8 protein-coding genes are annotated in these 12,175 nt (G+C 60.9%); 4 read left to right on the top strand and 4 right to left on the bottom strand.

Annotated elements, in window-relative coordinates; translation table 11 throughout:
* Window positions 1–27: 27 nt before the first annotated feature.
* Both ccoG and CAF74_RS07040 read right to left on the bottom strand, forming a co-directional pair.
* The gene (gene ccoG / locus CAF74_RS07045; protein WP_085745832.1) at window positions 28–1,458 is read right to left on the bottom strand and encodes a cytochrome c oxidase accessory protein CcoG; all 1,431 of its coding nucleotides are present in this window, start codon (window positions 1,456–1,458) and stop codon (window positions 28–30) included.
* 195 nt (window positions 1,459–1,653) lie between these two features.
* The gene (locus tag CAF74_RS07040) at window positions 1,654–1,902 is read right to left on the bottom strand and encodes a DUF3203 family protein (protein ID WP_007952135.1); all 249 of its coding nucleotides are present in this window, start codon (window positions 1,900–1,902) and stop codon (window positions 1,654–1,656) included.
* Between the two features lie 123 nt (window positions 1,903–2,025).
* Here CAF74_RS07040 and CAF74_RS07035 point away from each other — a divergent pair, with 123 nt between their 5' ends.
* On the top strand, window positions 2,026–2,562 hold the full coding sequence (locus tag CAF74_RS07035; RefSeq protein ID WP_085745831.1) for an MgtC/SapB family protein: 537 nt from the start codon (window positions 2,026–2,028) through the stop codon (window positions 2,560–2,562).
* Here CAF74_RS07035 and CAF74_RS29230 read toward each other — a convergent pair whose 3' ends face one another.
* Window positions 2,563–2,721, bottom strand: a complete 159-nt coding sequence (locus CAF74_RS29230) for a hypothetical protein (protein ID WP_165369575.1) — start codon at window positions 2,719–2,721, stop codon at window positions 2,563–2,565.
* Between the two features lie 218 nt (window positions 2,722–2,939).
* Here CAF74_RS29230 and CAF74_RS07030 point away from each other — a divergent pair, with 218 nt between their 5' ends.
* The 3 genes from CAF74_RS07030 to glgB all read left to right on the top strand — a co-directional run bounded on the left by CAF74_RS07030 (window position 2,940) and on the right by glgB (window position 10,691).
* Window positions 2,940–4,937, top strand: coding sequence for an alpha-1,4-glucan--maltose-1-phosphate maltosyltransferase (locus CAF74_RS07030; RefSeq protein ID WP_085745830.1), 1,998 nt, complete (start codon window positions 2,940–2,942; stop codon window positions 4,935–4,937).
* Between the two features lie 178 nt (window positions 4,938–5,115).
* Window positions 5,116–8,457, top strand: coding sequence for a maltose alpha-D-glucosyltransferase (gene treS, locus CAF74_RS07025; protein ID WP_085745829.1), 3,342 nt, complete (start codon window positions 5,116–5,118; stop codon window positions 8,455–8,457).
* A 2-nt stretch (window positions 8,458–8,459) separates the two neighbouring features.
* Complete coding sequence (gene glgB / locus CAF74_RS07020) at window positions 8,460–10,691, top strand: 1,4-alpha-glucan branching protein GlgB (protein WP_085745828.1); 2,232 nt, start codon at window positions 8,460–8,462, stop codon at window positions 10,689–10,691.
* A 54-nt stretch (window positions 10,692–10,745) separates the two neighbouring features.
* On the opposite strand, the gene CAF74_RS07015 is transcribed toward glgB, so the two are convergent.
* Complete coding sequence (locus tag CAF74_RS07015) at window positions 10,746–11,816, bottom strand: autotransporter outer membrane beta-barrel domain-containing protein (RefSeq protein WP_085745827.1); 1,071 nt, start codon at window positions 11,814–11,816, stop codon at window positions 10,746–10,748.
* Window positions 11,817–12,175 lie beyond the last annotated feature (359 nt).

Here is a 12,175-nt window from a genome sequence, read left to right as displayed (position 1 = left end):
CTGGGGTGAGGGGGCGATTCTAAGGGATCAGCGATTCATCGGCGCAACAAACCGGCTCTTCGCCACGCTATAAACCTCAGGCTCATCACTGTCGGCAATCTTGAAACTCAAGGTCTGCGAGCTGCTGGCCGCGCGTTCCGTGGTCATCGCCACCGACACCGGCACATCGACAATTTCGCCCGGCGCCAGGCTCAGCTCAGTCTTGCCTTGCAGCTGGAAGCCGTCGCCATCCACCAGGCTCAGGTTGTAGTCCTGACGCTGCTGGGTTTTGTTGATGACCTTGAGGGTGTAGATGTTCTCAATCTGGCCCTGACCGTTCTCACGGAACAGACCACGATCCTTGGTCACGTCCAACGACACCATCGGTCGCTCGACCAGCGCCAGGGCGAGGGCGCCGATCATCACCACCAGCACCGCGACGTAGCCGATCAATCTCGGGCGCAACAAGTGCGTCTTGCCACCCTGCAACTCGCGCTCGGAGGTGTAGCGAATCAGGCCGCGAGCGTAATTCATCTTGTCCATGATCGAGTCGCAGGCGTCGATGCACGCTGCACAGCCGATGCATTCCATTTGCAGGCCGTCGCGGATGTCGATGCCGGTCGGGCAGACCTGCACGCACAACTGGCAGTCGATGCAATCGCCAAGGCCGGCTTCGGCCGGTTTCATGTCGCGTTTGCGCGGGCCTCGGTTTTCGCCACGGGCCACGTCGTAGGAAATCGCCAGGGTGTCCTTGTCGAACATCACGCTCTGGAACCGTGCATAGGGGCACATGTGCATGCACACCGCCTCACGCAGCCAGCCGGCATTGATGTAAGTGGCGGCGGTGAAAAACAGCACCCAGAACAGGCTGACACCGCCGATCTGCAAGGTCAGCAACTCTTCGGCCAATGGCCGGATCGGGGTGAAGTAGCCGACGAAAGTCAGGCCGGTCAGTACGCTGATCGCCAGCCACAGCGTGTGCTTGGCCGCACGCCGGGCCAGTTTGTTCAGGCTCCACGGTGCAGCCTGCAGCTTGATCCGCTGGTTGCGTTCACCTTCGGTGATCTTCTCGCACCACATGAAGATCCACGTCCACGAACTCTGCGGGCAGGTGTAGCCACACCACACCCGGCCGGCGAACACGGTAATCGCGAACAGGCCGAACGCGGCGATGATCAGCAGCGCCGAGAGCAGAATGAAATCCTGCGGCCAGAAGGTCGCGCCAAAGATGTGGAATTTGCTTTCGGAAAGGTCCCAGAGCACCGCCTGACGACCGCCCCAGTTCAGCCACACCGTGCCGAAAAACAACAGGAACAGAAACCCCGCGCCGCTCATGCGCAGGGTGCGAAACAGGCCGGTGAAGCTGCGGGTGAAGATCTGGTTGTCGCTGGTGGCGTGTTTCGCCTTCATTGGGCGCGCCGGTACTTTTTTGATCTGGGGAGATGCTTCTACGGTTCGGACGGGGATTCGTTCGCTCATGGTCGTTCGCTCATCAGCCTCCATCAGGCCAGGGAACTATGAGCGCCGATCTGTTTGCATAACAGACTCAGGTATTTCAATAAAAAGCGTATCAGATGGATTTCGCACAAACGCCTGCGACAACTTGAAGCAGCCCGTGGGCCGAGGCGCAGACGCCTATCCCAGACGCCTGCGCCGCTTGTTGATCGAGGTCAGTCAAATCACCGAATCACTGTCGTCGGCCTTCAGGTGTTTGCGTCCATCCCTGGCGCCGGCGACGGTCAATGCATCTGCTTCGGCCTCGGTGACGTAGATGCGCCGTCCTTCCACTTCGACGAACGACATGGCTTTTTCGCTATCTGTCCTGACTTCCAGCGTGTCGCAGATCCGGATTTCCTCACCGTTTTCAACGGTGAAAAAACAGACTTTCGATTCCGGATTGCTTTCATCGATACGAAGGGGCATGGGGTTGTCCTTTTTTCACGGGAGTCTGAATCATTTGGGTGCGCGGTTCTGCAGATCGTTCTACGCAACCGATTAATGGTCGGCGCTGTCCATCCTTTATCAACTCATAACAAGGACTGGCCGATGAACGCCTGGTGGCATGAAGTGTGGGAAACCCTGCAAGCGGAATTCGCCGACATCGGCGATGCGTCGCAGCTGACCCGGATCACCGTGCGCCTGCTGATGGCGGCGATATTGGGCGGGATTCTCGGGTTTGAGCGCGAGCACAAGGGCAAGGCTGCCGGGGTGCGAACGCACATGCTGGTAGCCCTTGGCGCGGCGTTGTTCGTGCTGGTACCGCAATTGTCCGGTTCCCAGGCCGACGCGATGAGCCGGGTGGTGCAGGGCGTGATTGCCGGGATCGGCTTTCTCGGGGCCGGCACCATCCTGAAAAATCATGAAGGCGACGAAGGCCACGTCAAGGGCCTGACCACCGCCGCCGGTTTGTGGATGACTGCCGCCATCGGCGTCGCGGCCGGTCTGGGCCGCGAGGCGACGGCGGTGCTCAGTACGTTGCTCGCGTTGGGAATATTCAGTGTCATGCCGCGGATCGTCAGGGTCTTCGAAAAGGATCACATCGAGAAGGACCGCATCGAGAAAGACCACAGCGACCTACGCTGATCAGACGATTACCGGCGGCATGGTCGTGGGTGGTTCTTCCTTCGGTGGTGGCGTGGTGCCAGGCGGTTCCTGTTCGGGAATCGGCTGCGGCTCGGTCTCGGGCAGGGTCGGTTTATCGATGTTCGGATCGGGTGTTTCAGCGGGAATCGGAATAGTCATCGGGTGAACCTCCGTGTGGCACTTGGCGTGGGACGTGCTTAAGTGGATTGACCACTTCACTGCGAAATCGATCCGATTTTGTAGCGCGGCAAATCCCTGTGAACTTTTCCCGGCGACGGCCGCTCGGAACCTGAGAGAGTTCATCATCGGGCGCAGGCCCGGCCGTGACCGCCAAACAGGCAAACGAGCGTCCTTGGGGCGTTAAGGAGAGATGCTCAATGACTGCTGAAAAACCCTCGGAACAGAGCTACAACCCGCATATACCGCTGTCGCAGGCCTTGCTGTTGCCGCGCATCGTCATAGAAAACACCGCGCCGACCCTCGACGGCGGACAGTTTGCTGTCAAGGCGATCGCGGGCCGCGAGATCGTGGTCACCAGCAAGGTGTTCGCCGACGGTCACGACAAACTGGCGGTGCGCATCCGCTGGCGCGAAGAGGGCGATGAGTCGTGGCAGACCGAGGTCATGTCCGATCAGGGCAATAACGGCTGGAAAGGCGTTTTCCAGCCACAGCGCGTGGGCCGTTATCTGTTTGTGATCGAAGCCTGGATCGACCAGTTCGCCAGTTTTCAGTACGAACTGGAGAAAAAGCACACCGCCGCCGTCCCGGTCAGCCTCGAGCTGCAAGAGGGGCGCACCATGGTGCAACAGGCCGCCGAGCGCAGTGAAGGTCAGCTCAGCGAACAACTGGCCGGCCTGCACCACGAATTGTCCGGCCTGCTCGAAACCGAGCAGGTCGCGTTGTTTCTGCACTCGCGCAGTGCGCAACTGATGGCCGAGGCCGATCACCGCGCCTATCTGAGTCTCAGCCCGGAATTCCCGGTGGACGTGGAGCGCGAACTGGCGGAATTCGCCAGCTGGTACGAACTGTTTCCCCGCTCGATCACCGACGATCCCGCCCGCCACGGCACCTTCAATGACGTGCACGCGCGCCTGCCGATGATTCAGGACATGGGCTTCGACGTGTTGTACTTCACGCCGATCCACCCGATTGGCCGCAGCCATCGCAAGGGCCGCAACAATTCCCTGACCGCCGGCCCGGACGATCCTGGCAGCCCGTATGCGATCGGCAGCGAGGAGGGCGGCCACGAAGCGATTCACTCGCAGCTCGGCACCCGCGAGGACTTCCGCCGGCTGGTGGCCGCAGCCGCTGACCATGGTCTGGAAATCGCCCTCGATTTCGCCATTCAGTGTTCCCAGGATCACCCGTGGCTCAAGCAGCATCCGGGGTGGTTCAACTGGCGGCCGGACGGCACGATCAAATACGCCGAGAACCCGCCGAAAAAATACCAGGACATCGTCAACGTCGACTTCTATGCGCCGGAAGCGATTCCGAGCCTGTGGGTCGAATTGCGCGACATCGTGGTCGGCTGGGTGCAGGAGGGCGTGAAGATCTTTCGGGTCGACAACCCGCACACCAAGCCGCTGCCGTTCTGGCAATGGTTGATCGCCGATGTCCGTACGTTGTACCCGGAAGTGATCTTCCTCGCTGAAGCCTTCACTACGCCGGCGATGATGGCGCGGCTGGGCAAGGTCGGTTACACCCAGAGCTACACCTATTTCACCTGGCGCAACACCAAGGCCGAACTGGCGACCTATTTCAGCGAACTCAATGAATCGCCGTGGCGCGAGTGCTACCGGCCGAATTTCTTCGTCAACACCCCGGACATCAACCCGGCGTTCCTGCATGAATCGGGACGTCCCGGATTTCTCATCCGCGCGGCGCTGGCGACCATGGGCTCGGGCTTGTGGGGTATGTATTCCGGGTTCGAACTGTGCGAATCGGCGCCGGTGCCGGGCAAGGAGGAGTACCTCGATTCCGAGAAGTACGAGATCCGCGTCCGCGACTTCAACCAGCCCGGCAACATCATTGCCGAGATCGCCCAGCTCAACCGCATCCGCCGGCAGAATCCGGCGCTGCACAGCCATCTGGGCCTGAAGATCTACAACGCCTGGAATGACAACATTCTGTATTTCGGCAAGCGCAGCGCGGACGGCAGCAATTTCATTCTGGTGGCCGTCAGCCTCGATCCGCATAACGTGCAGGAGGCGAATTTCGAGCTGCCGCTGTGGGAAATGGGCCTGCCGGACGATGCCACCACCCACGGCGAAGACCTGATGAATGGCCATCGCTGGGACTGGCACGGCAAGTACCAGTTCATGCGGATCGACCCGGCTTACCAGCCGTTCGGAATCTGGCGGATCACTTCTTCCTGATCGACTTGATCGGTTCCTGATCGTTCCCACGCTCCGCGTGGGAATGCCGCCATGGACGCTCTGCGTCCGCTTTGGGACGCGGAGCGTCCCGGTATGCATTCCCCACGCAGAGCGTGGGAACGATCAGCGATCCGCGATCTGCGCAGGGCGCCCTTATTGAATTCAACAGGAGTTTCACATGGCGAAGAAACCCAAGGCTGCCACCTTCATCAAAGACCCGCTCTGGTACAAGGACGCGGTCATCTATCAAGTTCACGTCAAATCCTTTTTCGACTCCAACAACGACGGGATCGGCGACTTTCCCGGCCTGATCGCCAAACTCGATTACATCGCCGAACTCGGCGTCAACACCATCTGGCTGTTGCCGTTCTACCCCTCGCCACGCCGCGACGACGGTTACGACATCGCTGAATACCGTGGCGTGCACAGCGATTACGGGACAATGGCCGATGCCAAGCGGTTCATTGCCGAAGCGCACAAGCGCGGTTTGCGGGTGATTACCGAGCTGGTCATCAACCACACCTCGGATCAGCACCCGTGGTTCCAGCGTGCGCGCAAGGCCAAGCCCGGCTCGGCGGCGCGGGACTTCTATGTGTGGTCGGATGACGACCAGAAATACGACGGCACCCGGATCATTTTCCTCGACACCGAAAAGTCCAACTGGACCTGGGACCCGGTGGCCGGCCAGTACTTCTGGCACCGCTTCTATTCGCACCAGCCGGACCTCAATTTCGACAACCCGCAAGTCATGAAAGCCGTGCTGTCGGTGATGCGCTACTGGCTGGACATGGGCATCGACGGCCTGCGCCTGGATGCGATTCCGTACCTGATCGAGCGCGATGGCACCAACAACGAAAACCTCCCGGAAACCCACGACGTTCTCAAGCAGATCCGCGCCGAGATTGACGCCAATTATCCCGATCGCATGCTGCTGGCCGAAGCCAACCAATGGCCCGAAGACACCCAGCTGTATTTTGGTGATACCGACGCCGAGGGTGTGAATGGTGATGAATGCCACATGGCGTTCCACTTCCCGCTGATGCCGCGCATGTACATGGCGTTGGCCCAGGAAGACCGCTTCCCGATCACCGACATCCTGCGTCAGACCCCGGAGATCCCGGCCAATTGCCAATGGGCGATCTTCCTGCGCAACCACGATGAGCTGACGCTGGAGATGGTCACCGACAAAGAACGCGACTACCTCTGGAACTACTACGCCGCCGACCGTCGCGCTCGGATCAATCTCGGGATTCGCCGGCGTCTGGCGCCGTTGATGGAACGCGACCGCCGCCGCATCGAACTGCTCAACAGTCTGCTGCTGTCGATGCCCGGCACGCCGACCCTGTATTACGGCGATGAAATCGGCATGGGCGACAACATCTATCTGGGCGACCGCGACGGCGTGCGTACACCGATGCAGTGGTCGATCGACCGCAACGGCGGATTCTCCCGCGCCGATCCGGCCAGTCTGGTGCTGCCGCCGATCATGGACCCGCAATACGGCTATCAGTCGGTCAACGTCGAAACCCAGGCCGGCGACCCGCATTCGCTGCTCAACTGGACCCGGCGCCTGCTGGCGGTGCGCAAGCAGTCCAAGGCGTTCGGTCGCGGCACGCTGAAAATGCTCTCGCCGGCCAATCGTCGCGTGCTGGCCTACACCCGCGAATACACCGGGCCGGACGGCAAGCATGAAACCATTCTGTGCGTGGCCAACGTGTCGCGCAGCGCACAAGCGGTGGAGCTCGACCTGTCGGCCTACGTCGGCATGGTGCCGGTAGAGATGCTTGGTGGTAACGCGTTCCCGCCCATCGGCCAGTTGAGTTTCCTGCTGACTCTGCCGCCTTACGGTTTCTACTGGTTCGGCCTGGCGGCGGAAAACCAGATGCCGAGCTGGCACGTCGAGCCGGCGCAGAGCCTGCCGGACTTCACCACGCTGGTGCTGAAAAAGCGCATGGAAGAACTGCTCGAAGCGCCGTCCCGCGCCACCCTCGAACAGGCGATCCTGCCGAGCTGGCTGCAAAACCGCCGCTGGTTCGCCGGCAAGGACGCTGCGATTGACCAGGTGAAACTGGCCTACGGCGTGCGCTTCGGCGACGCGCAGCATCCGGTGCTGCTCAGTGAAATCGAAGTGCAGAGCGGCGGGCAGACCAGCCGTTATCAATTGCCGTTCGGCTTCATTGCCGAAGATCAGGTCGGGCCGGCGTTGCCGCAACAACTGGCTTTGGCCCGAGTGCGTCGGGTGCGTCAGGTCGGGTTGATCACCGATGCGTTCAGTCTCGAAGCGTTTATTCGCGCGGTGCTCGAAGGCATGCAGAGCGGAACGGTGCTGGAATCCAGTGAGGGCGAGATCCGTTTCGAGGCAACGTCGCAACTGGAAAAACTCGGCCTCGGTGCGGAATCCGAAGTGCGCTATCTGTCCGCCGAACAATCCAACAGTTCGGTGGTGATCGGCAACAGTCTGGTGCTCAAGCTGATCCGCAAAGTCGCTTCCGGCGTACACCCGGAACTGGAGATGAGCGCTTACCTGACGGCGGCCGGATTTGCCAATATCTCTCCGCTGCTCGGCTCGGTGATTCGCCGGGACGGGAAGGGCGAAGACAACCTGCTGATGATCGCCCAAGGCTACTTGAGCAATCAGGGCGATGCCTGGGAATGGACGCAGAACAACCTCGAACGGGCGCTGCGCGATGAATTGGCGGACGCCGTGTCCGAACAGGCACAGCACTACAACGCCTTGGGTGAACTGAAGGATTTCGCCGGCATGCTCGGCCAGCGTCTGGGGGAAATGCATCAGGTGCTGGCAGCGCCAAGCGACAACCAGGACTTCGCGCCGCAAGTCAGTTCGGCCAAGGATGCGCAGGCGACCGGCAAGGATGTCGCGGCGCAGGTCGAGCATGCGCTGAAACTGCTCAAGCAGCATCAGGGCGAACTCGATGCGGCGGATCAGAAGCTGGTCGGTCGGTTGCTCGACAACAAGAAAACCATCCTTGCCCACGTGCAGGAGTTGGCCAAGCAGTCCGCTGGCGGCTTGCGGATCCGCGTGCACGGCGACCTGCATTTGGGGCAGGTGCTGGTGATCAAGGGCGACGCCTACCTGATCGACTTCGAGGGCGAACCGGCGCGGCCACTGGCCGAACGCCGGGGCAAGCACAGCCCGTACAAGGACGTCAGTGGTGTGCTGCGTTCCTTCGATTACGCCGCGGCCATGGCCCTGAATGTGCACAACGTCGACAACAGCCCCGAGGCCGAAGCCGCGCGTCGGCGGGTCACGGAGCGTTACCTGCGTGAAGCCCGGGAAGCATTTCTCCAGGCATATCGCCAAGCGGCAGCTAGTCTTGATCATGCCTGGCAAGATCCTGAAGGTGCCGACGCCGCACTGGCGTTGTTCGGTCTGGAGAAAGCGGCCTACGAAGTGGCCTATGAAGCCGAAAATCGCCCCACCTGGCTGCCCGTGCCGCTGCACGGTCTGTACGGGTTATTGACGGGGCTCAAACCCTTTTCCGATCTTGGTGGAGAGTAGTCATGAGTTTCTCGAACAGGGAACAGGGTCACGCTAAAGAAAGATTGCTGCCCACTGCAAAAGACATTGATGCTTTGGTGCGCGCAGAACATCACGACCCGTTTTCCATTCTTGGCCCCCACGGCGATGGTGCCGGCGGGCAATTTATCCGGGCGTATCTGCCCGGCGCGTTGAGTGTTTCTGTCGTCGATAAAAACAGTGGCGAAGAGCTCGGTCCGCTGGAGGCCACCGAAACACCGGGGCTGTTTGTCGGCCATTTCGAGGGCGCACGGCCGTACCTGTTGCGCACCCGCTGGGCCGGTGGTGAACAGGTCGCGGAAGATCCTTACAGCTTTGGCCAGTTGCTCGGTGAAATGGATTTGTATCTGTTCGCCGAAGGCAACCATCGCGACCTCAGCAGTTGCCTCGGCGCGCAGCTGAAAACCGTCGATGGCGTCGACGGTGTGCGCTTTGCCGTGTGGGCACCGAATGCCCGGCGGGTTTCGGTGGTCGGCGATTTCAACGTCTGGGACGGCCGGCGGCATCCGATGCGTCTGCGGCATCCGTCTGGCGTGTGGGAATTGTTCATTCCGCGCCTGCAAGCAGGGGAACTGTACAAGTACGAAATCCTCGGCGCCCACGGTATTCTGCCGCTGAAGGCCGACCCGATGGCGCTGGCCACCAGTTTGCCGCCGGACACTGCGTCAAAAGTCGCCGCACCGTTGCAGATCGACTGGCAAGATCACGACTGGATGAGCGGCCGCCGCGAACATCAGCAACACAATGCGCCACTCTCGATCTACGAGTTGCATGCCGGTTCCTGGCAATGCGAACTCGACGATCTCGGTGAAGTGGCGCGCCAGTACAACTGGCCGGAGCTGGCCGAACGTTTGATCCCGTATGTGAAGGAGCTGGGTTTCACTCATATCGAACTGATGCCGATCATGGAGCACCCGTTCGGCGGTTCCTGGGGTTATCAGTTGCTGTCGCAGTTCGCCCCGAGCGCGCGTTACGGCACGCCCGAGCAATTCGGCGATTTCGTCAATGCCTGTCACCAGGCCGGCATCGGTGTGATTCTCGACTGGGTGCCAGCGCATTTTCCCACCGACACCCATGGCCTCGCCCAATTCGACGGCACGGCACTGTACGAATACGGCAACCCGCTGGAAGGCTTCCATCAGGACTGGGACACGCTGATCTACAACCTGGGCCGCACTGAAGTGCATGGCTACATGCTGGCGTCGGCGCTGCACTGGTTGAAGCATTTCCACATTGACGGTCTGCGGGTCGATGCGGTGGCGTCGATGCTCTATCGCGACTATTCGCGCAAGGCCGGCGAGTGGGTGCCGAACCGTCATGGCGGTCGCGAGAACCTTGAAGCCATCGACTTCCTGCGGCATTTGAACGATGTGGTAGCGCTGGAGGCACCGGGTGCGCTGGTGATCGCCGAGGAATCCACGGCGTGGCCTGGCGTCAGCCAGAGCACCCAACAAGGCGGCCTCGGTTTTGCCTACAAATGGAACATGGGCTGGATGCACGATTCGCTGCACTACATCCAGCAGGATCCGGTGTACCGCGCCCACCACCACAACGAGTTGAGTTTCGGCCTGGTGTACGCCTGGTCCGAGCGCTTCATCCTGCCGATTTCCCACGACGAAGTGGTGCACGGCAAGCATTCGCTGATCGACAAAATGCCCGGCGACCGCTGGCAGAAATTCGCCAACCTGCGCGCCTATCTGAGTTTCATGTGGACCCATCCGGGCAAGAAGCTGCTGTTCATGGGCTGCGAGTTCGGCCAGTGGCGCGAATGGAATCACGATCAGCAGCTCGACTGGTATCTGCTGCAATACTCGGAGCACAAAGGCGTGCAGAAGCTGGTTGGCGACCTCAACCGGCTCTACCGCGAAGAGCCGGCGCTGCACGAGCAGGACGATGCGCCGCAAGGCTTTCAATGGTTGATCGGCGACGATGCGATCAACAGCGTTTACGCCTGGTTGCGCTGGAGCAAGGACGGCACGCCAGTGCTGGTGGTGGCCAACTTCACCCCGGTGCCGCGTCAGTCGTATCGCGTCGGTGTGCCGTTTGCCGGGCGCTGGAAGGAATTGCTCAACAGTGATGCCGACACTTATGCCGGTTCCAATTATGGCAATGGCGGCGGGGCGTTCACCGAAGAGGTGGCTAGTCATGGGCAGGCGTTGTCGCTGGAGCTGAACCTGCCGCCGCTGGCGGTGTTGATCCTCAAGCCTGAGGGCTGACCTCACGCGAGATCGTTCCCACGCAGAGCGTGGGGACGATCGTGCATATCGTCTTTACCAACGCATCCGGACCCCCAGGCTGCCAATCAACCCGTTCAGATCGTTGTCATCCACGTCGCTGCTGTAATCGGCGCTGACATACACACTCACCGTCGGCGTCATTCTCGCCACCAACCCCAGTCCGACCTCCACGGTCGAGGATTTGCGGCTGCTGCTGATCTTGTCCACCTGATCCAGCGTCACCGTGTCGCCGGTGTACACCGTGTGCCACAGGTTCGTGCGCACGTAGGGCTCAACGGGCAACCCGTTCAGATCGTAGCTGCCTTTCAAGCGCGCACCGACCCGGCCGCTCCACGATGTAATGTCACTGGAAGAGGCGTTGCCCGAGCCTGCGTACGGCGTATCCAGAGTGATGCGCTGATTGATCAATTGCGCTTGCGGTTCAACCACCCAGTTTTCACCCAGACCGATCGGGAAGCCACCTTCCACCGACAGCGTCATCGCGCTGCCTTCGGTGGCCAGGCGTGCACCTTGCTCGTTACGACTGAAACCGCTGACCCGACCGCCACTGGCCGACAAGTCAACGTGCCAGCCCTGTGGGCCACTCAAGCTGTAGTAGGCGCCCAGGCTCTGACCTTGCAGGTTGAGGGTGTCGGTGTTCGGATCGGCGAGGGCGCGGCTGGTGATCAGTCCGCTGCCATTGGCCTTGATCTGATTGACCCCGCCGATCAGGCCGAGCTGCTGGGTGTGGCCGCTGCTGCTTTTCAGGGTCAGCACGGCGGGGCCCTTGAAGTCGCCAGTGCCGGACGTGGCGAAGCCCGGGCTGAGGACGTCGGTTTGCGCCTGGCGGGACGTCTGTCCGTAGAGTTGATCCCAGGCCGAGGGTGCGAGGTCTTCGGTGATCAGCTTTGTGCCGCGCAGATCCGGCTGTGAGCTCAGCCGTTGCGGCCCCGGGGTCACGACCGTGGCGGGGAGGGTCATGACGGGAATGTCCTGGCGATACCAGGGCGTCGCCTCGTCCGCCACAGGACCCGCCTGCGCCTCCATGGACGAGCACAGCAAGATAGAACTTGAAACGGTGCAGAACGTGACTTTGATCTCTTGTGAGGTGAGTGAGGTTTTCATGGAGTTCTACCTTGCTAGCGCATGTGGTATCTCGCCTTGGCGTCTCTCCTACCCCGAACGAGGGGCGACCGAATGGAGCGTGGCGAGCCCGAGGCCGCCCGTTTTGACGAGTGGCCTGAGGTTCGCCCCGAGTAGTATTTCCGGGGGTAGTAAGGTAGAGCTAAGAAGACCGGAGCTCTTGCGTCAAGAAATTGGACGATGAGTGGTCGGGTCAAAACGGGTGATGCAAGCTTATGTTTTTGCGCATTTATCTAAGTGCTTGTTTGTAGAGCCAATGGCTGTGAAAGCCGCGAGGCAGAGGCGTTTTATAGCCGACAGCCGGTCTGCGAAACCGAATGCGGCAACCGGTTTCGCGTGGC

The sequence above is a fragment of the Pseudomonas sp. R45(2017) genome (genome assembly GCF_002112305.1).
Classification (GTDB): domain Bacteria; phylum Pseudomonadota; class Gammaproteobacteria; order Pseudomonadales; family Pseudomonadaceae; genus Aquipseudomonas; species Aquipseudomonas paraglycinae.
The sequence above is the reverse complement of the archived record's forward strand: the minus strand, read 5'-3'. Positions and strand labels throughout refer to the sequence as shown.

Bases quoted from the DNA above. Each gene is read 5' to 3' on its own strand.
- glgB (WP_085745828.1), top strand. From the start codon at position 8,460: ATGAGTTTCTCGAACAGGGAACAGGGTCACGCTAAAGAAAGATTGCTG.
- treS (WP_085745829.1), top strand. From the start codon at position 5,116: ATGGCGAAGAAACCCAAGGCTGCCACCTTCATCAAAGACCCGCTCTGG.
- CAF74_RS29230 (WP_165369575.1), bottom strand. From the start codon at position 2,721: ATGACTATTCCGATTCCCGCTGAAACACCCGATCCGAACATCGATAAA.
- CAF74_RS07035 (WP_085745831.1), top strand. From the start codon at position 2,026: ATGAACGCCTGGTGGCATGAAGTGTGGGAAACCCTGCAAGCGGAATTC.
- CAF74_RS07015 (WP_085745827.1), bottom strand. From the start codon at position 11,816: ATGAAAACCTCACTCACCTCACAAGAGATCAAAGTCACGTTCTGCACC.
- CAF74_RS07040 (WP_007952135.1), bottom strand. From the start codon at position 1,902: ATGCCCCTTCGTATCGATGAAAGCAATCCGGAATCGAAAGTCTGTTTT.
- CAF74_RS07030 (WP_085745830.1), top strand. From the start codon at position 2,940: ATGACTGCTGAAAAACCCTCGGAACAGAGCTACAACCCGCATATACCG.
- ccoG (WP_085745832.1), bottom strand. From the start codon at position 1,458: ATGAGCGAACGAATCCCCGTCCGAACCGTAGAAGCATCTCCCCAGATC.